The sequence below is a fragment of the Microbacterium helvum genome (genome assembly GCF_014779795.1).
GTDB lineage: Bacteria > Actinomycetota > Actinomycetes > Actinomycetales > Microbacteriaceae > Microbacterium > Microbacterium helvum.
Genome location: NZ_JACXZS010000009.1, coordinates 42,245 through 63,727, shown reverse-complemented (window position 1 = coordinate 63,727; position 21,483 = coordinate 42,245). Strand labels below are relative to the sequence as shown.

Below are 21,483 nucleotides of genomic sequence, written 5' to 3'. Positions count from 1 at the left end.
GGGCCGGGCGAGGAAGCCCGGCTCGCGGCATCCATTCCATTCTTCATTGCCTGACGAGGAGGTCAGCACATGACTGCTGCGCGCAAGACCGCACAGAAGGACGCCAAGGCGTCGAAAGAGATCCGTCCCGAGGACGAGAAGCTGCCGATCGGCACGTCCATCGCCTTCGGCTTCCAGCACGTCCTGACCATGTACGGCGGCATCATCGCGCCACCGCTGATCATCGGCGCCGCCGCGGGCATGAGCTCCGCCGACATCGGCCTGCTCATCGCGTCGTGCCTGTTCGTCGGCGGGCTCGCGACGCTGCTGCAGACCATCGGCATCCCGTGGTTCGGTGCGCAGCTGCCGCTCGTGCAGGGCGTCTCGTTCGCCAGCGTCGCGACCATGACGGCGATCGTCACGGGCGGTGGCGGCATCCAGGCGGCGTTCGGCGCCGTGATGGTCTCTGCCGCGATAGGCCTGCTCATCACGCCGGTGTTCTCGAAGATCATCCGGTTCTTCCCGCCCGTCGTCACGGGCTCGGTGATCACGATGATCGGCCTGTCGCTGCTGCCGGTCGCCGCCAACTGGATCATGGGCGGCAACCGCACCGCGCCGGACTACGGCAGCATGGCCCACATCGGGCTGGCGTTCGCGACGCTGCTGATCGTGCTGATCCTCTCGAAGGTCGGCAACGCCGCGATCTCGCGTCTGTCGATCCTGCTCGCGATCGTGATCGGCACGGTCGTCGCGATCCCGTTCGGCATGGCCGACTTCTCGAAGGTGCTCGACGGCCCGATCTTCGCGTTCCCGACCCCGTTCGCGTTCGGCATGCCCACGTTCGACATTGCGGCCATCGTGTCGATGATGATCGTCGTGCTGGTGATCCTGACCGAGACGACCGCCGACATCCTCGCCGTCGGCGAGATCGTGGGGGGCAAGGTCGACGCCAAGCGCATCGGCAACGGCCTGCGCGCCGACATGCTGTCGAGCCTGCTCTCACCGGTCTTCAACTCGTTCACGCAGAGCGCGTTCGCGCAGAACGTCGGCCTCGTCGCGATCACCAAGGTCAAGAGCCGGTTCGTCGTGACGGCGGGCGGCGGCATCCTCGTGGTGCTCGGTCTGCTGCCGATCCTCGGCCGCGTCGTCGCCGCGGTGCCGATGTCGGTGCTGGGCGGTGCGGGCATCGTGCTGTTCGGCACGGTCGCGGCCTCCGGCATCCGGACTCTCTCCAAGGTCGAGTACCGCGACAACATGAACCTCATCATCGTCGCCGCCTCGATCGGCGTCGGGATGCTGCCGGTCGTGGCCCCCGCCATCTACGACGCGTTCCCGACCTGGTTCATCACGATCTTCCACTCGGGCATCAGCTCGGCGGCCATCGTCGCCATCCTGCTGAACATCCTTTTCAACCACATCACCTGGGGGAACTCGAAGGGACAGTCGGTCTTCGTCGCCGCGCCGCCGCGCATGGTGCGCGAGGAGGAGCTCGCGGCGCTGGAGGACGGCGACCACTATCTGGGCGGCAAGCTGATCGCCGCCGACGGCCGCGAGGTGCAGATCATCCCCACCGGGTCGCAGCCGGTGATCCGGCCGGCACGCGCCGCGGCGCACAAGCAGAACGCCGCCGGCGAGCACTGAGCACATCTCACGCGGGGGCGGGATCCGACCGGATCCCGCCCCCGCCCTGCAGGAAGGAGCGCCATGAGCGCCGCCACCACCGTCACCGGAGCCGCTGACCCCGCGGTCGGCACCACCGTCCACGACACCGTCGACATCGATCCCGAAGAGACCGCGGAATGGGTCGAGTCGCTCGATGCGCTGATCGACGCCCGGGGCACCGCCCGCGGGCAGCACATCGTCCGCAGCATCGTGCAGCGCGCCGGCGCGCGCAGCGCAGCCCTGCCACCGGTCACCACGACCGACTACGTCAACACCATCCCCGCCGACCAGGAGCCGGAGTTCCCCGGCGACGAGCAGGTCGAGCGCCGCTACCGCGCGTTCATGCGGTGGAACGCCGCCGTCATGGTGCACCGCGCGCAGCGGGCGGACATCGGCGTGGGCGGCCACATCTCGACCTTCGCCGGCGCCGCCACGCTGTACGAGGTCGGCTTCAACCACTTCTTCCGCGGCAAGGACCATCCCGGCGGCGGCGACCAGGTCTTCTTCCAGGGGCACGCGTCGCCCGGCATGTACGCCCGCGCGTTCCTGGAGGGGCGCCTGAGCGAGGAGGATCTCGACGGCTTCCGTCAGGAGAAGTCGAAGCAGGGGCACGCGCTGAGCTCGTACCCCCACCCGCGCCTGATGCCGGAGTTCTGGGAGTTCCCGACCGTCTCGATGGGCATCGGCCCCATGAACGCGATCTACCAGGCGCAGACCAACCGGTACCTGCACAACCGCGGCATCAAGGACACCTCCGACCAGCACGTGTGGGCCTTCCTCGGCGACGGCGAGATGGACGAGCCCGAGAGTCGCGGGCTGCTGCAGCTGGCCGCCAACGACCGGCTCGACAACCTCACGTTCGTGGTCAACTGCAACCTGCAGCGACTGGACGGCCCGGTGCGCGGCAACGGCAAGATCGTGCAGGAGCTCGAGGCGTTCTTCCGCGGCGCGGGCTGGAACGTGATCAAGGTGATCTGGGGTCGCGAGTGGGACGAGTTGCTGACGCGCGACCGCGACGGCGCGCTCGTCGACCTCATGAACGTCACGCCAGACGGCGACTACCAGACGTACAAGGCCGAGAACGGCGCCTATATCCGTGAGCACTTCTTCGGCCGCGACGAGCGCACGGCGCACCTCGTGCAGGACTACACCGACGAGCAGATCTGGAACCTCAAGCGCGGCGGTCACGACTACCGCAAGGTGTACGCCGCCTACCGCGCCGCCACCGAGCACAAGGGTCAGCCGACCGTGGTGCTCGTGAAGACGGTCAAGGGCTACGGCCTCGGCGCCAACTTCGAGGGCCGCAACGCGACGCACCAGATGAAGAAACTGACGCTCGCGGACTTGAAGTCGTTCCGCGACCTGCTGCGCATCCCCGTGAGCGACGAGCAGCTCGAGGCCGACCCGTACCGCCCGCCGTACTACCACCCGGGTGCGGATGCGCCCGAGATCCGGTACCTGCAGGACCGCCGCCGCGCCCTCGGCGGCGCGGTGCCGCAGCGGCGCGCGGAGCACGCCGCGGTGGAACTCCCGGGCGACGGCGCCTACCAGGTCGCCCGTCGCGGGTCAGGCACGCAGCAGGCGGCCACCACGATGTCGTTCGTGCGCCTGCTCCGCGATCTCATGAGAGACAAGGGCATCGGCTCCCGCATCGTGCCGATCATCCCCGACGAGGCGCGCACCTTCGGCATGGACTCGTTCTTCCCATCGGCGAAGATCTACAACCCGAATGGCCAGCACTACACCTCGGTCGACCGTGAGCTGCTGCTGGCGTACAAAGAGAGCCCGGCGGGGCAGATCCTGCACGCCGGCATCAACGAGGCGGGGTCCGTCGCTGCGTTCACCTCGACGGGGACCGCCTACGCCACGCACGGCGAGCCGCTCATCCCTGTGTACGTCTTCTACTCGATGTTCGGGTTCCAGCGCACCGGCGACTCGTTCTGGGCGGCCGCCGACCAGATGACGCGCGGCTTCATCATCGGCGCCACGGCCGGTCGCACGACGCTGACGGGCGAAGGCCTGCAGCACGCCGACGGCCATTCGCCGATCCTTGCGTCGACGAACCCCGCCGTCGTCACGTACGACCCGGCGTACGGGTATGAGATCGGGCACATCGTACGCTCCGGCCTCGAGCGCATGTACGGCGGTGCGCATCCCGACCCCAGCGTCATGTACTACCTCACGCTCTACAACGAGCCGATCCTGCAGCCGGCCGAGCCGGACAGCGTGGACGTCGAGGGCATCGTGCGCGGCATCCATCGCGTCTCGCCCCGCTCGGGCGGCGGCATCCCCTCCCACATCCTCGCGTCGGGCGTGTCGGTGCCGTGGGCGATCGAGGCGCAGCGGATCCTCGCCGAGGAGTGGGGCGTCGACGCCGACGTGTGGTCGGTGACGTCGTGGATCGAGCTGCGCCGGGACGCCGTCGCCGCCGAGGAGGAAGGGTTCCTGCATCCCGAGACACCCGCGCGCACGCCGTACGTGACGGCGAAGCTGGCGGAGTCGACCGGCCCGATCGTGGCGGTCAGCGACTACACGAAGGCGCTGCCCGACCAGATCCGCCAGTTCCTGCCGAACGACTTCGCCTCTCTCGGTGCGGACGGGTTCGGCTTCTCGGACACCCGCGCTGCGGCACGCCGCTTCTTCAAGAACGACGTGCACTCCATCGTGGTGCGGACGCTCGAGCTGCTCGCGCGTCGCGGTGAGGTGGCTGCGGATGCCGCCGCCCAGGCGATCGCCCGCTACCGGCTGCTCGACGTCACGGCCGGAACCACGGGCACGGCGGGCGGCGATTCCTGAGCCGAGGCGGACGGCGCGCTCAGGGAAGCTGGCCGAGGAACTCCCGCGCATCGACGGTCTTGCGCCGCTCGGGCCGGGAGTTCTTCGGCTTTCCGCCGACGTAGAGCCAGCCGAGCAGCTCCTCGTTCTTCTTCAGCCCGTGGAGCTTGGCCACCGCCTTCGCGCGCGTGTAGTGCCCGGTGCGCCAGATGACGCCCCACCCCGCGTCGTCGAGCAGCAGGCTCAGCAGGTGCGCGACGCCCGAGGCGACCGCCTCCTGCTCCCACCGCGGCACCTTGTGGCTCTTGCGGTAGCTCGCGACCACCGCGATGAGCAGCGGTGCGCGCAGCGGTTTCGACGACGACCCCTTCTCGCCGTTCGCCTTGTTGATGGCACGGCCGAGCCGCTCGCGGTCGTCGCCGCGCAGCTCGATGAGCCGCCACGGGTGCAGCGAGGAGTGGTCGGCGACGCGGCCCGCGGCAGCCACGAGGCGCAGCAGCTCGTCGTGCGTCGGCGCCTCGTCGGTGACCTTCGACCACGAACGGCGCGCGAGCGCCGCCTCCATCGCGCTGGCCATCACGCCTCGTCGGGGGTGAACTGCAGCGACAGCGAGTTCATGCAGTAGCGGTCGCCGGTGGGCGTGCCGAAGCCGTCGGGGAACACATGCCCGAGGTGCGACCCGCAGTTCGCGCAGCGGACCTCGGTGCGCACCATGCCGTGGCTGTTGTCCTCGATGAGCTCGACGGCCTCGGGCCGCACCGACTCGTAGAAGCTCGGCCAGCCGCAGTGGGAGTCGAACTTCGTGCCGCTCTGGAACAGCTCGGCCCCGCACGCCGCGCACGCATACAGGCCGGCGCGGCTCTCATCGAGCAGTTCGCCGGTCCACGGCCGCTCGGTGCCCGCCTGACGCAGCACCGCGTACTGGTCGGGCGTCAGCTCGGCGCGCCACTGCTCGTCGCTCTTGTCAACGGCGTAGGTCATGGGTCCTCCTCGGCCTCGTATGCTGCCCCTCCATTCAACCGCAGCGGACGGCGTGCGGGGTCGTCGGCGTTTCGAATCGCGCACTCTGCCGCCGGCGGCGCGATGCCGCTGCACGGTGCGCGATTCGAATGGCTCTTGAGAGGATGACGGAGTGGATGCTGCACCCGACGAGACCTCGGCTGCCGAACAAGCCGGTACCGTCGAGCGCTATGCCCGGTTCGCCCGCGACGAGGCGCCGGGGCGATCCGCGCTGTACGAGGACTGGGCCGCGGGCGTCGCCGGCGACGCCCTCATCGCCGGCATCCTCGCCCGCATCCCGGCCACACGCCGTCAGCCGCCCCTCGTCTTCGCCGTCACGCGCATGCTCGGCGCCCCCGAGCGGCCGTTCCCGGACTGGGCCGCCTGGGTGCGAGAGCACGCCGACGACGTGGTGGCCGCGGCATCCATCCGCCGGCTGCAGACCAACGAGCCGCAGCGGTGCGCGGCGCTGCTGCCCGCGTTCGCCGGGATCGACGGCCCGATCGCGCTGCTGGAGGTCGGCGCCAGCGCCGGGCTGTGTCTGTACCCCGACCGCTACTCGTACCGCTATCGCGGCCCCGACGGCACGCTCGGCCCCGACGGCGCGGGCGCGCTCGATCCGCACGACGGTGTGTCGCCGGTGGTGCTGGACTGCGCTGTCGAAGGCGTCCCGCCGCTGAGCCTGCCGCGCGTGGTGTGGCGGGCGGGCATCGACCTGCAGCCGCTGAACGCCGCCGACCCCGATGACCGCCGCTTTCTCACGAGTCTGGTGTGGCCGGGCGAGGCGGGGCGGGCGGACCGCATCCGCGCCGCGCTCGACATCGTCGCCGCCGAGCCGCCGCTGCTGGTCGAGGGCGACGCGACCGACCCGGCCGCGCTGCGCAGCCTCGCGGGGCGGGCGCCCCGGGACGCGACCCTCGTGGTGACGACGCCGGGCGTGCTGCCCCACATCGACCGGCCGGGGCGGGAGCGGCTGCTCGCCGCGATCGATGCGCTCGACGCCGTGTGGATCACGATCGATCCGCCGGGACTCCACGACTGGCGGCTGAAGAACGCGTGGGGACCCCTCGACCCGGCCACGTGGGACGGCTTCGTGCTCGCGCGCGACGGTGAACCGCTGGCTGCGGTCGATCCCCTCGGCGGATTCGTGCGCAGGCGCGCGTCGGACGCGGGATCGGTGGATGCCGCGAGCTAGCGTTGCGGTGTGCCCCTGACCGACCGCGATCGCGCCCTCCTCGACTTCGAGGGGGAGTGGCGGCGGCACGCGGGAGCCAAGGAGGAGGCGATCCGCGCGGAGCTGGGCATGTCGCCGGCGAGGTACTACCAGCTGCTCGGTCGCCTGATCGACACCACCGACGCGCAGGAGCACGATCCGATGCTGGTCAAGCGACTGCGCCGTCTGCGCGACGCGCGTCTGCACGAGCGCGCTGTGCGCGCTGCCGACGCCCGCTGACCGGCGCGACGCCGCTCCCGCCGCCTCGGCTGACACCGGTCTGTCGCGGACGGCCCCACAGGCTGCGCCGGGTAACATCGACGGGTGCCGACCTCGCCCTATCCCCAGGATCGCTTCGACGACCTGCCGGACACGGACCGCGTCGGGGCACACCGGGCCGAGAACCCGCGCATGCGCGGCTGGGTCGTGCTGCTGTGGGCCGCGCTCGCGACGGTCGTGCTGATCGCCGTCGGGATCTTCGGCACCCTGATCGCATCGGGCCGCATCGACCTCGCGCCCACGCCGACGCCGACAGTGGCCCCGGCGCCTGAGGTGACGCCGGTCAAGGACACGACGTACCAGGTGCAGATCCTCAACGCGACGCCCGAGGAGGGGCTCGCGACGCAGATGAAGGACACCGTGGTGAACGCGGGCTGGGCCGAGGACGCTGTCGCCGCGGGCGGGGCAGGTTCGCAGGACTTCCCCACGACCACCGTCTTCTACAGCGATCCTGCCGACGCAGCGGCCGCCGCCGGACTCGCCGAGGTCATCGGCGGCGCCGCCACCGAGCAGAGCGACGCGTACCCCGCGCCGTCGGCGGACGTGAAGCAGCTCACCATCGTGATCGGCCTCGACCGCACTGCCGCCGGGCAGTCCGCGACTCCCGCTCCCTGAGCCTTGGTCGGCGTGTGTTTCGCGCCGGTAAACACTTGTGTGCCTGCGTGTCAACAAGTGACGAATCGATGCGGGCGCGTCTCGGCGCCTGCATACGATGAAGCCCTGCACCGCCGGCAACAGGAGATACGCATGACCCAGGGCACCGTCAAATGGTTCAACGCCGAGAAGGGATTCGGCTTCATCACCGTCGCCGACGGCCAGGACGTCTTCGTCCACTACTCGAACATCGACATGTCGGGCTTCCGCGTGCTCGAAGAGGGGCAGACCGTGGAGTTCACGGTCGGCTCCGGGCAGAAGGGACCGCAGGCCGAGTCGGTGCGCGTCGTCTGACCTCCACCGGGCGCGCGACGCTCTGAACCTTCCGGAAACGGGATGCTGCGGCATCCCGTTTCCGTGCGTTTCGGCGTCCTCCTCCGCGGCTTGCACTCGATAGGGTCGAGTGCCAGAATGATTTAGCACTCACGTTTGTTGAGTGCTAATACCCAAAGCCAACGTTCCGGAGGGACGACACACACATGGCAAAGATCATCGCTTTCGACGAGGAGGCCCGTCGTGGCCTCGAGCGCGGCCTGAACACCCTGGCCGACGCCGTCAAGGTGACGCTCGGCCCGCGCGGTCGCAACGTCGTGCTCGAGAAGAAGTGGGGCGCCCCCACGATCACGAACGACGGTGTCTCCATCGCCAAGGAGATCGAGCTGGACGACCCGTACGAGAAGATCGGCGCGGAGCTCGTCAAGGAGGTCGCCAAGAAGACCGACGACGTCGCCGGTGACGGCACCACCACCGCGACCGTCCTCGCCCAGGCGCTCGTGCGCGAGGGCCTGCGCAACGTCGCGGCCGGCGCCGACCCGATCTCGCTCAAGAAGGGCATCGAGAAGGCTGTCGCGGCGATCACCGCCGAGCTGCTCGAGTCCGCCAAGGAGGTCGAGTCCAAGGAGCAGATCGCCGCCACCGCGTCGATCTCTGCCGCCGACCCCGAGATCGGCGCGCTCATCGCCGAGGCCATCGACAAGGTGGGCAAGGAGGGCGTCGTCACCGTCGAGGAGTCGCAGACGTTCGGCACCGAGCTCGAGCTCACCGAGGGCATGCGCTTCGACAAGGGCTACATCAACCCCTACTTCGTCACGGACCCCGACCGCCAGGAGGCCGTGTTCGAGGACCCGTACATCCTCATCGCGAACCAGAAGATCTCGAACATCAAGGACCTTCTGCCCGTCGTCGACAAGGTGATCCAGGACGGCAAGGAGCTCGTCATCATCGCCGAGGACGTCGAGGGCGAGGCTCTCGCGACCCTCGTGCTCAACAAGATCCGCGGCATCTTCAAGTCGGTCGCCGTCAAGGCCCCCGGCTTCGGCGACCGCCGCAAGGCCCAGCTGCAGGACATCGCGATCCTCACGGGTGGCCAGGTCATCACCGAGGAGGTCGGTCTCAAGCTCGAGAACGCCACCCTCGACCTGCTCGGCCGTGCGCGCAAGGTCATCGTCACCAAGGACGAGACCACGATCGTCGAGGGCGCCGGCGAGGCCGCGCAGATCGAGGGTCGCGTGACCCAGATCCGTCGCGAGATCGACAACACCGACAGCGACTACGACCGCGAGAAGCTGCAGGAGCGCCTCGCCAAGCTCGCCGGCGGCGTCGCCGTCATCAAGGCGGGTGCGGCGACCGAGGTCGAGCTCAAGGAGCGCAAGCACCGCATCGAGGACGCCGTCCGCAACGCGAAGGCCGCCGTCGAGGAGGGCATCGTCGCCGGTGGTGGCGTCGCCCTCATCCAGTCCGGCAAGAAGGCCCTCGAGGCCCTCGAGCTCTCGGGCGACGAGGCGACCGGTGCCAACATCGTGCGCGTCGCGATCGAGGCTCCGCTCAAGCAGATCGCCCTCAACGCCGGTCTGGAGCCGGGCGTCGTGGCGAACAAGGTCTCGGAGCTCCCGCTCGGCCACGGCCTCAACGCCGCCACGGGCGAGTACGGCGACCTGTTCGCGCAGGGCATCATCGACCCCGCCAAGGTGACCCGCTCGGCGCTGCAGAACGCCGCGTCGATCGCCGGCCTGTTCCTCACGACCGAGGCCGTCGTCGCCGACAAGCCCGAGAAGGTCGCGGCTCCGGCCGGCGACCCGACGGGCGGCATGGACTTTTGACGCGTGACGGCTCAATGCGAGCGCCAGCGAGCGTTGAGCCGGCTCGGGTCAAGGTCGAGTAGCGAGGTACGAGCGTACCGAGACACGGACAGACCTGTATGAAACGAAGGCCCCTCCGGACGGAGGGGCCTTCGTCGTTCCCGGCGGCGAGCAGCTCAGCGGAACAGGCTCGTCGTAGCGAGCTCGGTGTCGGCGTACTGGCGACCCGCCGCGGCGAGTGCGGCGTTGATGCTCGCGAGCGACTCCTCGACCTGACGCTGCGTGCCGCGCCACTGGTCGACGACACTCGCGAAGGCGGCCGACGCGGAACCCGTCCACGACGACTGCAGCTGCGTCAGCTGCGCGAGCATCGCGTTCGACTCGGCCTGCAGCCGGTCGATGGTGCCGCGTACCGCGGTCGTCGAGGTGAGGATCGAGTCGCTGTCGACGGCGAAGACGGCCATGGGATCTCCTGACTGTGAAGGCGGGGGACCGGATGCCGCACCCGCTGTGCCCGCCACGTTAGGGTTCGCCGCGCGCCCGGACGCCGGCATCCTCCGTTCTCAGCCGCATCTGTGCACAACACGTCGGCGACCCTCGCCTGGGGAGGAGGAGCCCCGCGTCAGCGCGCGGCGTCGGTCGGACGCTGCAGCGGCTGCGTCGGGATCGACGCGTGGTCGGCGGCATCGCGGGCGTCGGCCAGCGGGAACGACACGCGGAAGGTCGCCCCACCGCCGGGGGTGTCGATGACCTCGACGGTGCCGTGCAGCGCCTCGACGATCGAGGCGACGATCGACAGTCCCAGGCCCGAGCCGCCCGTCTCGCGCGTGCGCGACGTGTCGGCACGCCAGAAGCGCTGGAAGATCTTCTCTTTGATCTGGTCGGGGACGCCCTCGCCGTGATCGACGATCTCGATCCACCCCATGCGGCTTGCCACGTCGACCCCGATGCACAGATCGATGGGGGAGTCCTCGGCCGAGTAGCGGCGGGCATTGCCGAGCAGGTTCGTCACGACCTGACGGATGCGGTTCTCGTCGCCCAGCACGATCGGCTCGAGGGCGCCGACGGGGGCGACCGGTTCCGGCTCGGGAACGAGCGGGGGCAGATCCGCCTGCTCGGCGCCGGCGGTCGCGGGAACCGGCTTCGGGCGGCGACGCAGCATCGACAGGGTCGCGCCGGCAAGAGAGATCGCGGACGGCGGCGTGCCGCGCCGCTTCGCCTCGGGGGCGGTCATGACGGGGTTGTCACGCGCCGGCTCGCGGTCGAGGAGCGTCGTGTCGAGCACCGTGACCGGGCGCATCGGCGCCGCCGCACGGACGTCGAGTGCGGCATCCCTCGCCACCGGACGCAGGTCGACCGGCACGATCACGACATCGCGCCGCTCGTCGAGACGGGCGAGGGCGAGCAGGTCCTCGACGAGCACGCCCATGCGGATCGCCTCCTTCTCGATGCGCTCCATCGACTGCGCGACCTGTTCGTCGCCGCGCACGGCCCCCATCCGGTACAGCTCCGCATACCCGCGCACCGTGACCAGCGGCGTGCGCAGCTCGTGGCTCGCGTCGCCGATGAATCGGCGCATCTGCCGGACCGTCGCGTCGCGCTGCGAGAGGGCGCCGTCGACACGGTCGAGCATCGCGTTGATCGCGGTCTTGAGACGGCCGACCTCGGTGGTCTTCGGCTCGATGTCGGTCATGCGCTGCGTGAGGTCGCCGGCCGCGATCGCGTCTGCCGTGGACTCGACCTGCCCGAGGCTGCGGAACGTCAGGGTGACGAGGAACCGGGTCGCGAAGGCCCCGACGACGAGGATCACGAGCGCGAGGATCGAGTAGATGCCGAGGTACTGCGCGATCGTGCGATTGACGCTCGCGAGCGGCACGGCGACCAGCTGAGGGTAGTACAGGCCGCCGTCCTGGTACTGCTGGACAGAGGTCACGCCGAGGAAGGCCGCATCGCCGTCGGCCGACATCAGCTCGGACGGGTCGAGCTCGTACGTCTGCGCGTCGGTCAGCGTCAGGGTCTGCGGCACGGCCGGCTGTGGGCTGCCGGCGCGGCCGCCGCCCAGGGCGAGCAGGTTGTTCTCATTGCGCGCCGGATCGTAGATCGCCACGAAGTAGTCGACCGAGACCGGATTCTCGGTCGGAGTGACCGCGAGCTGGCCGTCGACCAGCGAGAAGTCGAACAGCGGCGCGCCCGCCTCGGTGCGGCCGAGGGCGATGAGCTGGGTCTCGACGCCGTCGATCAGCGAGTTGCGCAGGAAGACCGCCGTCCCGACGCCCGCCGCGATCAGCCCGATGCCCAGGAGCGCGACAGTGACCCCGGTGACCTTCGCGCGCAGACTGATTCCGCGCCACCACCGGGTGATCGCGTCAGGCTTCTGCGCCAGGTCGCCCCCCTTGCTGGATCGCCCGCGGCTACGCGGTCTTGCCGGCCTTCAGCATGTAGCCGAAGCCGCGCTTGGTCTGGATGAGCGGCTCGGTCGAGTGCGGGTCGATCTTGCGGCGCAGGTACGAGATGTAGCTCTCGACGATGCCGGCGTCGCCGTTGAAGTCGTACTCCCACACGTGGTCGAGGATCTGCGCCTTCGACAGCACACGGTTCGGGTTGAGCATGAGGTAGCGCAGCAGCTTGAACTCGGTGGGGCTGAGGTCGATGCTGACGTCGCCGACCTGCACGTCGTGGGTGTCCTGGTCCATCGTGAGCTCGCCGGCGCGGATGACGGACTCTTCGTCGGCCTGCATCGTCCGGCGCAGGATCGCCTGGATGCGGGCGACGATCTCGTCGAGGCTGAAGGGCTTCGTGACGTAGTCGTCGCCGCCGGCGTTGAGGCCCGTGATCTTGTCCTCGGTCTCGTCCTTGGCGGTGAGGAAGAGGATCGGCGCCGTGTAGCCGGCGCCGCGCAGCCTCTTTGTGACGCTGAACCCGTTCATGTCGGGGAGCATCACGTCGAGGATGATGAGGTCCGGTTCCTCCTCGAGCACCGCCGAGATCGTCTGGGCGCCGTTCGAGACGGCCCGGACCTGGAACCCGGCGAATCGCAGGCTGGTGATCAGCAGGTCGCGGATGTTCGGTTCGTCGTCCACGACGAGGATGCGCGGTGCGGTCATGGGCCCATTATGTCGGCGGAATCCATGCCGTGCCTGGATATCGGCGACACGCCTGAGAATTCGATCAGGTCGACCTCGTGCGGATCTCGACGCAGCAGCGGCCGGCGGCGGGTGCCAGAACGGGGGTGCGCTCATCGCCGGTGGCGACCGCGAGCCCCTTCACGAGCTCGAGGTTGGCGCCGCAGATGAGGGCGGTGTGGCGTGTCGCGAGCGCGTGGAAGGGGCAGTTCTCGAGGACGAGATCACGGGATGCCGGCCGCTCGGGGTGCGCGTCGGCCGGGGCATAGCCGCACGCGGCGAGGGCCGCTTCGAGACCGTCCGCGTCGGCCCCGATCGCGGCGCCGGCGGCGAAGGCCTCGGACGCGAGCGCATCGCGGACGGGGATGCCGGCGGCATCGGCCTGCTCGGCGGCCCCCGCGAGCAGGTCGCCGACGAGTTCGTAGTGGCGCTCCGGGATGGTGGCCGCCAGTTCGGCAGCCGCCGCCCGGTAGAGCTTGGCGGGGCGCCCCGCTCCCGGGCCGCTGCGACCGGAGCGCCGGACGTACGAGACGGTCAGGAGGCCGGCATCCACCAGCCTGTCGAGGTTGAGCGCCGCCGTGCTGCGCGGAATGCCGAGCGCGTCGGCGGCGTCATCGCGGCTGACGGCGCGTTCGGCGGCGAGGCGGTAGAGGTCGCGGCGCTGGGGATCGACCAGTGCGGCGATGGCGCCGGCGCGGTTCGGTGTCGGAGCCAGCGGCGATGATGTGCTCACGCAGCGAGTGTACCTCTAAAACCAAAAACCTTGACAAAAGAAATCGCCGGTTCTAACGTCGGGCTCAGACGCAGTTCCGGCGCACGCGAAGGAGCACGACATGTCGACCACCGCCCAGGCCGCGCTGCACGCGCTCCCCGACGAGGCGCCGTTCGACCGGGAGCGGGCGATGGCCGCGGTCGCGGACCTGCTCGCCGCTCTGGGACATGATCCGGATGCCGGCGACCTGGCCGACACGCCCCGTCGCGTCGCCGACGCGTACATCGAGATGCTCACGCCCGAGCCGTTCGAGATGACGACGTTCGCCAACGACGAGGGGTATGACGAGCCGGTCGTCGTGCGGGGCATCCCGTTCGTGTCGCTGTGCCGTCATCACCTGCTGCCCTTCCGCGGCACCGCGACGGTCGGCTACCTGCCCGGCGAGCGCCTGGTGGGACTGTCGAAGCTCGCACGGGTCGTCGCGCACCATGCACGCGGACTGCAGGTGCAGGAGTCGCTGACGATGCAGGTGGCCCGAACACTCGACCACGCGCTCGTGCCGCGCGGCGTCGGGGTGGTGGTCGAGGCCGAGCACCTCTGCATGACCGTGCGGGGCGTGCGGAGCGAGACGGCGATGACGACCACCACGGCCTTCCGGGGCGAGCTCGCGCACGACCGGGCGCTGCAGGCGCGGTTCGCCGGGGCGTGAGCGGCTCGCATCCACAGCGGCCGCACCTACGAGAGGAGATGTCATGGCGCACATGCTGATCATCGGCGGAGGGCTCGCCGGCGGCACGGCCGCCGAGGCGCTGCGCGATGAGGGGTTCGACGGCGACATCACCGTCATCGCGGGGGAGGCGCATCCGCCTTACCAGCGGCCGCCGCTGTCGAAGGGATACCTCGGCGGCACCGAGGGCATCGATGCGGTGATCCTGCACCCCGCCGACTGGTATGCCGAGCACGGCATCCGGCTGGTGACCGGCGTCTCGGCGACCAGCCTCGACCCCGCCGCGTACGCGGTGCATCTCGAAGACGGCGAGCGGCTCTCGTACGACGCGGTGCTGCTGGCCACCGGGGCGACGCCCCGCATGCTGCCGCTCCCCGGCCACGAGCTGCCGGGCGTCACGACGCTGCGCCGGCTCGACGACTCCGACGCCCTGGCGGCCCAGCTGCGCGGCGGCGGCAGGCGGCTCGTGGTGATCGGCGCCGGGTGGATCGGCATGGAGGTCGCCGCCACCGCCCGCGGGTTCGGCAACGAGGTGGCGATCCTCGAGCAGGGCGCCGTGCCGCTGGGCGCCGCCGTCGGACCGGAGATGGGGGAGGTGTTCCGTCGCCTGCACCTCGACCACGGCGTCGATCTGCGCACGTCGGTCGGCGTCGACCGGATCGTCGGCGACGGGCGCGCTGAGGGAGTCGTGGTCGACGGCGAGACGCTGGGGGCCGACCTGGTGCTCGTCGGCGTGGGTGCGGTTCCGAACACCGCGCTCGCCGAGGCCGCCGGCCTCGACATCCAGAACGGCGTCCTCACCGACGCCGCGCTGCGCACCAGCGCCCGCGGCGTCTTCGCCGCGGGCGACGTGGCCAACGCCTTCCACCCCGTGCTGCAGCAGCACGTGCGCAGCGAGCACTGGGCCAACGCGCTCAACGCCGGCAAGGTGGTGGCGCGGTCGATGCTCGGGCTGCCGGCATCCCATGACGACATCCCGTACTTCTACACCGACCAGTACGACCTCGGGATGGAGCTGTCGGGCTACGCGCCGCTGATGAGGGACGCCTCGATCGTCGTGCGCGGCGACCTCGAGGCCCGGGAGTTCATCGCGTTCTGGACCGACGGCGCCTCCTCGGCCGACACCGGCCGCGTCGTCGCGGGCATGAACGTCAATGTGTGGGACGTCAACGAGGACGTGCAGGCGCTGATCCGATCGGGTGCCCGCGTCGATTCGGAGCGGCTGCGCGACCCCGACGTGCCGCTGACGGAGCTGATGCCATGACTCTGCTCAGCGACCGTGTGCTCGCCGACTGCCTGCTGGAGGTGCCGGGCGGGGCGCTCGACCTGTCGCGCCACATCGCCGTGATGGCGATCGTCAACCGCACCCCGGACTCGTTCTACGACCGTGGCGCGACGTTCGCGCTCGACGCGGCTGTGGCCGCCGGGATCGCTGCGGTCGAAGCGGGCGCAGAGATCGTCGATGTCGGTGGGGTGAAGTTCGCGCCAGGACCGCCGGTGCCCGTCGAGGAAGAGATCGCTCGGGTCGTGCCCGTCGTGCGCGAGCTCGCCCCGATCACGCGGGTGAGCGTCGACACGTTCCACCCCGAGGTAGCGGCCGCGGCGATCGAGGCGGGTGCGGCGATCATCAACGACACCACGGGGCTCCACGATCCCGCGATGGCCGATGTGGTCGCCGCGGGCGGCGCCGGGGTGGTGATCGCCCACAGCCTTGCGGCGCCGCGTACGCAGCATCCGCTCCCGCACTACGACGACGTGATCGGCGACGTCGCGGCGTTCCTCTCGGCGCGTCGCGAACGGGCGCTCGCCCGAGGGGTGCCGGCCGAACGCATCGTGCTCGACCCGGGGCACGACCTCAACAAGAACACGCGGCAGACGCTCGAGCTCACGCGTCGCCTCGAAGAGCTCGCGGTGCTCGGCTCGCCGCTGCTGGTCGCGCTGTCGAACAAGGACTTCGTGGGCGAGACGCTCGATCGCGAACGCGGCGACCGCCTGTCCGGCTCGCTCGCCGCGGCGGTCTATTGCGCGCTGCACGGCGCCCGCGTCGTGCGGGCGCACAACGTGCGCGAGACCGTCGATGCGCTGCGCATGGTCGAGGCGATCCTCGGCTGGCGCGCCCCGGCGTACGAGCTGCACAACACCCGCCCCGAGGGGAACGACTGACGTGCCTACGCGCTCCGAGCTGTTCGACGCCTACGCGCTGCGTGGCCGCGACGGCACGCGGGTGCGCATGAACTTCGTGTCGTCGGCCGACGGCGCGGTGACCCTCGGCGGCCGCAGCGGCGCGCTCGGCGGCGGCACCGACCGCGCGCTGATGCAGGTGCTGCGCGCCATGGCCGATGTGGTGCTCGTCGGTGCCGGCACCGTGCGCGCCGAGGGCTACGGCGATGTCCGGGTGGGTGCCGATGACGTCCAGTGGCGCCGCTCGCGCGGCCTCGACGAACAGCCGGCGCTCGCCGTCGTCTCGGGTGGTCTGCACCTCGACCCGGGCGATCCCGTGTTCGCCGACGCGCATTCCCGCCCCGTGCTGGTGACGACGGATGCCGCAGCCGCCGCACACGGGTCGCTCTTCGACCCGGTGGCCACGGTGGTGGCGTGCGGCGGCGAGGCGGTCGACCTCGGCGAGATGTTCGACGTCTTCGCGCGCCGCGGCTGGACGCAGGTGCTCTGCGAGGGCGGCCCGCACCTGTTCGGTGCGCTGCTCGGAGAGGACCTCGTCGACGAGGTGTGCCTCACGCTCGCCCCGCGCTTCGTCGGGGGAGAGGCGGGGCGCATCGTGCAGGGGGTCGCCGAGTCCGACCGCCGCTTCACGCTCGCGGGCGTCGTCATCGACGACGAGGGGTTCGCTTTCCTGCGGTACGTGGCGGCCTGAGCGGCGGTTGCTCAGCTGCCGTCGAGCGCCGCACGGACGACGAACTCCAGCGTCGGACGGATCGGCAGACCCGGCGCGACCGTGAGCCGATTCACGATGATTCCGGCGCACGTGGTGAGCACAGCCGGCGCCGACGTCTCGGGGTCTGGTGCGCCCAGCATCCGAAGTCGGTCGCGGGTCCACTCCACGAAGATCGAGCGCTGCGCCGTCATCGTCGGCTGCGCGCCCGGCGCGGCGTTGGCCTCGAAGAACAGTGCGTAGCGGGCCCGGGTGCGCACCGCGTTGCGGCCGGTGGCATCCTCGATCATCCTCTCCATGACGTCGATGACCTCGTCCGGCGTCGCGGCGGGCGCCATCGCCGCGTCCATGTCCGCGCGCTCGTGTTCCGCGATCCACAGCACCACCCCGGCGACGAGCGCGTCGCGGGTGCGGAACCAGTTCGATGTCGAGCCGCGTGGCAACTCCGCGTCGGCGTCGACCCGCGCGTGGGTGAGTGCGCGGACGCCCTGCTCGCCGACGAGCCGCACGGCGGCTTCGAGCGCGCGGTCGCGGGTGGTCGCCATGGTTCGACAATAGGCGTGATCTCGCTACTACGAAAGTAGTGACAAAGCACTACAGAAATAGTATCCTTGCTGTTGCGACGAAGGGGTCGTCGCAGCGGGCCATGAGAGGCAGGGGATGTCATGGATGTCATCGAACGGACCATCTCGATCCCCGGCCTGGAGATCCATACCGTCGAGACCGGTGAGGGGGCGCCGATGCTTCTGCTGCACGGATTCCCGCAGAGCTCCCGCGTCTACGCCCGAGCGATGGCAGCGATGGCAGCGATGGGCGGCGGCGCCCGCCTCATCGCAGTCGACATGCGAGGTGCGGGCGCGACCCAGGTCACACCCGGCGGCTACGACGTGAAGAGCATCGAGCGAGACCTCCTCGGCCTGCTCGATGCGCTCGCGCTCGAACGCGTCATGATCGTCGCGCACGACTGGAGCGCCTTCGCTGCGTTCGAGCTGTGCCTCGACCACCCGGAGCGGGTCAGTCGTCTCGTCGCGATCGCGGCGCCCGCTCCGTACCTGGAGCTGAACCGTGAGCTCGCCGGCGCGCTGGTGAAGGCGATGAAGGATCTGTGGTTCCAGGTCGTCGTGGCCACTCCGGTCCTGGGCCCCCGTCTGCTGTCGCGCGGCAAGCAGCGGCTGACACGCTGGATACTGCGGCACTTCGAGGTGCAGCCCATGCGCGACGACGACGTCGAAGCGTATCTGGCGCTGCTGCGCGACCCGGCACGCGCGCGAGCGGCCGGTGCGCTGTATCGCCAGCTGATCCTCCCGGGCTTCTGGAACCTCATCGCGGGAAAGTACCGGGGTCGCGTGCTGCGGGTGCCGACGCTCGTGCTCTACGGGGCGGCGGACGACCTCATCCCCCATGACGCCTTGCGCGTGTCTCCCGACGACGCCGACGATCTGCGCATCGAGTTCGTGCCCGGCGGCGCTCACTATCTGCTCGACGACAACCCCGCCGAGGTCGCGCGACTCGTCCGGGAGTTCGCCGGCCTGCCGGTGACCGGCTGAGCGGAAGGCGTCGTCGACATGGGGTATCTGGTCCTCATCACCGGGCTCATCCAGGCCGCGGTCGGTGTCGCGCTGCTGATGTCGTGGGCGCGGCACGCGCGTGGACAGGACGCGGGGTTGATCGTGACGCACGTCGTCGCCATGCTGGGGTTCTTCGTGCCCTGGACGCTATTCATCGCGACGCGCGAGCCGTTGTGGGCCTGGGTGGGCTTCGTCGTTCTCGTCGCCTTCATCGGGTTCGGCGACACCGAGGTGGTCCGGCGCACGAGCCGGGACCGCGGGGTGGCGAGGCCACGACTGCCGGACTACTGGCGATCGATGGTCGCGGTCTGCGCGGGGCGGTACGGGCGTGCACTGCAGTTCCACACGCTGTTCAGCGCGGCCGTGTTCTTCCCCGCGCTGTACGTCGCGATCGCCGCGACCGTGGGCGGATGAGTGTCGGCATGGCGCCGTCGATCCGAAGACGGTCCACCGAGGAGGGAAGGTCATCATGAGTCAGACAGAACAGACCGGCGCGCTCGCCGTCCGTGCGGAGCGCGAACTGCGCGCCAGCGCGGACGACATCTTCGACGCCCTGGTCGATCCCGAGAAGCAGCGAGACTGGCTCTCGCCGCTCGGGCCCGACGCGGGTGCGGTGCAGACGTCGGTCGACCTGCGCGTCGGCGGCGTGTGGGAGGCGAGCTTCCAGCCGAATCCTGAGACGCAGGTGCATGACGTGCAGACGTACGTCGTCATCGACCGGCCGCACCGCCTCGTCACCGATGTCGTGTCGGAATCGGTCATCGGCGGTCAGCCCATGCCCACCATCGCCTCGCGCATCGCCTTCACCTTCACCCCGACGGCGGCCGGCACGCTGGTGACGGCCGAGCAGACCGGGTTTCCGAGCGCTGAGATGCGGGACTTCTTCGAAGCCTCGGTCTGGCCGTCCGCCTTCGACCGGATCGAGAACTTCCTCGCGAGCCGCTGACCACGCACGTGTGGGGGCGAGGATGCCGCGACCCGACGCGGGGGACGGATCGCGGCATCCACTCGTCATGGCTGCGCGCCGCTGCGCGCCCGCCTCTGACGCCTACGCCGCGAGCGAGTGGGCGTCGAGAATCGTGTAGGCGTAGCCCTGCTCGGCGAGGAACCGCTGGCGGTTCTGCGCGAAGTCCTGATCCACGGTGTCGCGGGCGATCAGCGTGTAGAAGCTGGCGGTGTGGTTCGACTGCTTCGGCCGCAGCAGGCGCCCGAGGCGCTGGGCCTCCTCCTGGCGCGATCCGAACGATCCCGACACCTGGATGGCGACGGATGCCTCGGGCAGATCGATCGAAAAGTTCGCGACCTTCGACACCACGAGCACCGAGATCTCGCCGACGCGGAACGCCTGATAGAGCTCTTCGCGCTCGTCGACGGGCGTCTGCCCGGTGATCTTCGGGGCGTTCAGCGCCTCGGACAGCACGTCGATCTGGTCGAGGTACTGTCCGATGATGAGGATGCGCTCGCCCTCGTGGCGCTCGACCAGCTGCTTGACGACGCCGATCTTGGCGGGCGCGGTGGCGGCGAGGCGGTAGCGCTCGTCGTCGGCTGCGGCCGCGTACTCCAGGCGGTCGTAGGCGGGCAGGTCGACGCGCACCTCGTAGCAGACGGCGGGCGAGATGAAGCCCTGCGCCTCGATCTCTTTCCACGGCGCGTCGAACCGCTTGGGGCCGATCAGGCTGAACACGTCGCCCTCGCGGCCGTCCTCGCGCACGAGCGTCGCGGTGAGGCCGAGGCGCCGGCGCGCCTGCAGGTCGGCGGTGAGCTTGAACACGGGTGCCGGCAGCAGGTGCACCTCGTCGTAGACGATGAGGCCCCAGTCGAGCGCGTCGAGCAGCGCGAGGTGCGCGTACTGACCCTTCCGCTTCGCCGTCAGGATCTGGTAGGTCGCGATCGTGACCGGCTTGATCTCCTTGGTCTGGCCGGAGTACTCGCCGATCTCTTCCGGCGTCAGCGACGTGCGCTTGAGCAGCTCGTCGCGCCACTGCCGCGCGCTCACGGTGTTGGTGACCAGGATGAGCGTCGTCGTCTTGGTGTCGGCCATCGCCGCTGCGCCGACGAGCGTCTTGCCGGCGCCACAGGGCAGCACGACGACGCCCGACCCGCCCTCGGTGAAGATGTCGACGGCGTGGCGCTGGTACGGACGCAGCGTCCAGCCGTCCTCTTCGAGATCGATGGGATGCGGGGTGCCCGGCGTGTAGCCGGCCAGATCCTCCGCCGGCCAGCCGATCTTGAGCAGCTCCTGCTTGATCTGGCCGCGCGCCCAGGCGTCGATCACGTACGCGTCGGGGGAGGGGTGGCCGATCAGCAGCGGCTGGATGCGCTTGTTCTTCGAGACCTCCGCCAGCACCGCGGCATCGGTCGAGCGCAGGATGAGCTCTCCGCCTGAGCCGTCCTCGGCGACCGGCGTGCGTTCGATGACGAGGCGGCCGTAGCGGCCGACCGTCTCGGCGATGTCGATCGACACCGACGGCGGCACCGGGAAGCGCGACCAGCGGTCGAGCGTCGCCAGCATGTCATCCGCGTCGTGACCGGCCGCACGCGCGTTCCACAGCCCGAGCCGCGTGATGCGGTACGTGTGGATGTGCTCGGGCGCGCGCTCCAGCTCGGCGAAGATCGCGAGCTCGTGGCGCGCGCTCTCGGCGTCGGGATGCGCGACTTCGAGCAGCACCGTGCGGTCGCTCTGGACGATGAGGGGTCCGTCAGCCATAACGTACGAGTCTACCGGCGCTCGCCGTGCCGGGCTCCGCGTCCCCTCTGGTTCATCCGTCACAGATGTACAGGAATCGGCCGATCGCGCGTACATCTGTGACGGATGAACGGGGAGG

The 21,483-nt window shown here is 70.2% G+C and carries 22 protein-coding genes; 14 read left to right on the top strand and 8 right to left on the bottom strand.

What is annotated here, in order from left to right; genetic code table 11:
- Nucleotides 1-69 precede the first annotated feature (69 nt).
- Nucleotides 70-1,620, top strand: coding sequence for a nucleobase:cation symporter-2 family protein (locus IF188_RS13845; RefSeq protein WP_191172393.1), 1,551 nt, complete (start codon nt 70-72; stop codon nt 1,618-1,620).
- Between the two features lie 63 nt (nt 1,621-1,683).
- Nucleotides 1,684-4,437: a pyruvate dehydrogenase (acetyl-transferring), homodimeric type gene (aceE, locus tag IF188_RS13840; RefSeq protein ID WP_191172392.1), complete on the top strand. Its 2,754-nt coding sequence runs from the start codon at nt 1,684-1,686 to the stop codon at nt 4,435-4,437.
- A gap of 19 nt (nt 4,438-4,456) precedes the next feature.
- On the opposite strand, the gene IF188_RS13835 is transcribed toward aceE, so the two are convergent.
- Both IF188_RS13835 and msrB read right to left on the bottom strand, forming a co-directional pair.
- The gene (locus IF188_RS13835; protein ID WP_191172391.1) at nt 4,457-4,993 is read right to left on the bottom strand and encodes a nitroreductase family protein; all 537 of its coding nucleotides are present in this window, start codon (nt 4,991-4,993) and stop codon (nt 4,457-4,459) included.
- The gene (msrB, locus tag IF188_RS13830; RefSeq protein ID WP_191172390.1) at nt 4,993-5,397 is read right to left on the bottom strand and encodes a peptide-methionine (R)-S-oxide reductase MsrB; all 405 of its coding nucleotides are present in this window, start codon (nt 5,395-5,397) and stop codon (nt 4,993-4,995) included. Before msrB ends, IF188_RS13835 begins: the two co-directional genes overlap by 1 nt.
- Nucleotides 5,398-5,548: 151 nt before the next feature.
- On the opposite strand from msrB, the gene IF188_RS13825 reads away from it, so the two are divergent.
- The 5 genes from IF188_RS13825 (at nt 5,549) to groL (ending at nt 9,660) form a co-directional block, all read left to right on the top strand.
- Nucleotides 5,549-6,610: a DUF2332 domain-containing protein gene (locus tag IF188_RS13825; protein ID WP_191172389.1), complete on the top strand. Its 1,062-nt coding sequence runs from the start codon at nt 5,549-5,551 to the stop codon at nt 6,608-6,610.
- A gap of 9 nt (nt 6,611-6,619) precedes the next feature.
- Nucleotides 6,620-6,868 (top strand): DUF3263 domain-containing protein, encoded by a 249-nt coding sequence (locus IF188_RS13820; RefSeq protein ID WP_191172388.1) that lies wholly within the window; start codon nt 6,620-6,622, stop codon nt 6,866-6,868.
- A gap of 84 nt (nt 6,869-6,952) precedes the next feature.
- Nucleotides 6,953-7,522, top strand: coding sequence for a LytR C-terminal domain-containing protein (locus tag IF188_RS13815; RefSeq protein WP_191172387.1), 570 nt, complete (start codon nt 6,953-6,955; stop codon nt 7,520-7,522).
- A gap of 132 nt (nt 7,523-7,654) precedes the next feature.
- Nucleotides 7,655-7,855 carry a cold-shock protein gene (locus IF188_RS13810; protein WP_045298154.1) on the top strand — a complete coding sequence of 67 codons (201 nt, stop codon included), beginning with the start codon at nt 7,655-7,657 and terminating at the stop codon, nt 7,853-7,855.
- Nucleotides 7,856-8,040: 185 nt separating this feature from the next.
- Nucleotides 8,041-9,660 carry a chaperonin GroEL gene (gene groL / locus IF188_RS13805; protein WP_191172386.1) on the top strand — a complete coding sequence of 540 codons (1,620 nt, stop codon included), beginning with the start codon at nt 8,041-8,043 and terminating at the stop codon, nt 9,658-9,660.
- Between the two features lie 155 nt (nt 9,661-9,815).
- Here groL and IF188_RS13800 read toward each other — a convergent pair whose 3' ends face one another.
- The 4 genes from IF188_RS13800 to IF188_RS13785 all read right to left on the bottom strand — a co-directional run bounded on the left by IF188_RS13800 (nt 9,816) and on the right by IF188_RS13785 (nt 13,494).
- Nucleotides 9,816-10,103 carry a WXG100 family type VII secretion target gene (locus IF188_RS13800; protein ID WP_191172385.1) on the bottom strand — a complete coding sequence of 96 codons (288 nt, stop codon included), beginning with the start codon at nt 10,101-10,103 and terminating at the stop codon, nt 9,816-9,818.
- 158 nt (nt 10,104-10,261) lie between these two features.
- Nucleotides 10,262-11,932, bottom strand: a complete 1,671-nt coding sequence (locus IF188_RS13795) for a sensor histidine kinase (RefSeq protein ID WP_396652810.1) — start codon at nt 11,930-11,932, stop codon at nt 10,262-10,264.
- Between the two features lie 118 nt (nt 11,933-12,050).
- Nucleotides 12,051-12,743, bottom strand: coding sequence for a response regulator transcription factor (locus IF188_RS13790; protein WP_018172550.1), 693 nt, complete (start codon nt 12,741-12,743; stop codon nt 12,051-12,053).
- Between the two features lie 64 nt (nt 12,744-12,807).
- Nucleotides 12,808-13,494 (bottom strand): helix-turn-helix transcriptional regulator, encoded by a 687-nt coding sequence (locus IF188_RS13785; RefSeq protein ID WP_318152881.1) that lies wholly within the window; start codon nt 13,492-13,494, stop codon nt 12,808-12,810.
- A 100-nt stretch (nt 13,495-13,594) separates the two neighbouring features.
- On the opposite strand from IF188_RS13785, the gene folE reads away from it, so the two are divergent.
- From folE to IF188_RS13765, 4 genes are read left to right on the top strand one after another with little or no spacing between them, the layout of a single operon-like run.
- Complete coding sequence (gene folE / locus IF188_RS13780) at nt 13,595-14,182, top strand: GTP cyclohydrolase I (protein ID WP_191172384.1); 588 nt, start codon at nt 13,595-13,597, stop codon at nt 14,180-14,182.
- Nucleotides 14,183-14,225: 43 nt separating this feature from the next.
- Nucleotides 14,226-15,464, top strand: a complete 1,239-nt coding sequence (locus IF188_RS13775; protein ID WP_191172383.1) for an NAD(P)/FAD-dependent oxidoreductase — start codon at nt 14,226-14,228, stop codon at nt 15,462-15,464.
- Nucleotides 15,461-16,363 (top strand): dihydropteroate synthase, encoded by a 903-nt coding sequence (gene folP, locus IF188_RS13770; RefSeq protein ID WP_191172382.1) that lies wholly within the window; start codon nt 15,461-15,463, stop codon nt 16,361-16,363. Before IF188_RS13775 ends, folP begins: the two co-directional genes overlap by 4 nt.
- Before the next feature lies 1 nt (nt 16,364).
- Nucleotides 16,365-17,072, top strand: coding sequence for a pyrimidine reductase family protein (locus IF188_RS13765; protein WP_191172381.1), 708 nt, complete (start codon nt 16,365-16,367; stop codon nt 17,070-17,072).
- 11 nt (nt 17,073-17,083) lie between these two features.
- Here IF188_RS13765 and IF188_RS13760 read toward each other — a convergent pair whose 3' ends face one another.
- Nucleotides 17,084-17,635 carry a TetR/AcrR family transcriptional regulator gene (locus tag IF188_RS13760; RefSeq protein ID WP_191172380.1) on the bottom strand — a complete coding sequence of 184 codons (552 nt, stop codon included), beginning with the start codon at nt 17,633-17,635 and terminating at the stop codon, nt 17,084-17,086.
- Nucleotides 17,636-17,755: 120 nt separating this feature from the next.
- Here IF188_RS13760 and IF188_RS13755 point away from each other — a divergent pair, with 120 nt between their 5' ends.
- The 3 genes from IF188_RS13755 to IF188_RS13745 are packed head-to-tail and all read left to right on the top strand — an operon-like array spanning nt 17,756 to nt 19,604.
- Nucleotides 17,756-18,637, top strand: coding sequence for an alpha/beta fold hydrolase (locus IF188_RS13755; RefSeq protein WP_191172379.1), 882 nt, complete (start codon nt 17,756-17,758; stop codon nt 18,635-18,637).
- Nucleotides 18,638-18,655: 18 nt separating this feature from the next.
- Complete coding sequence (locus IF188_RS13750) at nt 18,656-19,072, top strand: hypothetical protein (protein ID WP_191172378.1); 417 nt, start codon at nt 18,656-18,658, stop codon at nt 19,070-19,072.
- Between the two features lie 55 nt (nt 19,073-19,127).
- A complete protein-coding gene (locus tag IF188_RS13745; RefSeq protein ID WP_191172377.1) occupies nt 19,128-19,604 on the top strand; it encodes an SRPBCC family protein in 477 nt (158 codons plus the stop codon).
- 102 nt (nt 19,605-19,706) lie between these two features.
- On the opposite strand, the gene IF188_RS13740 is transcribed toward IF188_RS13745, so the two are convergent.
- Complete coding sequence (locus IF188_RS13740) at nt 19,707-21,365, bottom strand: DNA repair helicase XPB (protein WP_191172376.1); 1,659 nt, start codon at nt 21,363-21,365, stop codon at nt 19,707-19,709.
- Nucleotides 21,366-21,483 lie beyond the last annotated feature (118 nt).

Coding starts and splice junctions, on each gene's coding strand:
- IF188_RS13845 (WP_191172393.1), top strand. CDS start 70: ATGACTGCTGCGCGCAAGACCGCACAGAAGGACGCCAAGGCGTCGAAA.
- aceE (WP_191172392.1), top strand. CDS start 1,684: ATGAGCGCCGCCACCACCGTCACCGGAGCCGCTGACCCCGCGGTCGGC.
- IF188_RS13835 (WP_191172391.1), bottom strand. CDS start 4,993: ATGGCCAGCGCGATGGAGGCGGCGCTCGCGCGCCGTTCGTGGTCGAAG.
- msrB (WP_191172390.1), bottom strand. CDS start 5,397: ATGACCTACGCCGTTGACAAGAGCGACGAGCAGTGGCGCGCCGAGCTG.
- IF188_RS13810 (WP_045298154.1), top strand. CDS start 7,655: ATGACCCAGGGCACCGTCAAATGGTTCAACGCCGAGAAGGGATTCGGC.
- groL (WP_191172386.1), top strand. CDS start 8,041: ATGGCAAAGATCATCGCTTTCGACGAGGAGGCCCGTCGTGGCCTCGAG.
- IF188_RS13800 (WP_191172385.1), bottom strand. CDS start 10,103: ATGGCCGTCTTCGCCGTCGACAGCGACTCGATCCTCACCTCGACGACC.
- IF188_RS13790 (WP_018172550.1), bottom strand. CDS start 12,743: ATGACCGCACCGCGCATCCTCGTCGTGGACGACGAACCGAACATCCGC.
- folE (WP_191172384.1), top strand. CDS start 13,595: ATGTCGACCACCGCCCAGGCCGCGCTGCACGCGCTCCCCGACGAGGCG.
- IF188_RS13775 (WP_191172383.1), top strand. CDS start 14,226: ATGGCGCACATGCTGATCATCGGCGGAGGGCTCGCCGGCGGCACGGCC.
- folP (WP_191172382.1), top strand. CDS start 15,461: ATGACTCTGCTCAGCGACCGTGTGCTCGCCGACTGCCTGCTGGAGGTG.
- IF188_RS13760 (WP_191172380.1), bottom strand. CDS start 17,635: ATGGCGACCACCCGCGACCGCGCGCTCGAAGCCGCCGTGCGGCTCGTC.
- IF188_RS13755 (WP_191172379.1), top strand. CDS start 17,756: ATGGATGTCATCGAACGGACCATCTCGATCCCCGGCCTGGAGATCCAT.
- IF188_RS13750 (WP_191172378.1), top strand. CDS start 18,656: ATGGGGTATCTGGTCCTCATCACCGGGCTCATCCAGGCCGCGGTCGGT.
- IF188_RS13745 (WP_191172377.1), top strand. CDS start 19,128: ATGAGTCAGACAGAACAGACCGGCGCGCTCGCCGTCCGTGCGGAGCGC.
- IF188_RS13740 (WP_191172376.1), bottom strand. CDS start 21,365: ATGGCTGACGGACCCCTCATCGTCCAGAGCGACCGCACGGTGCTGCTC.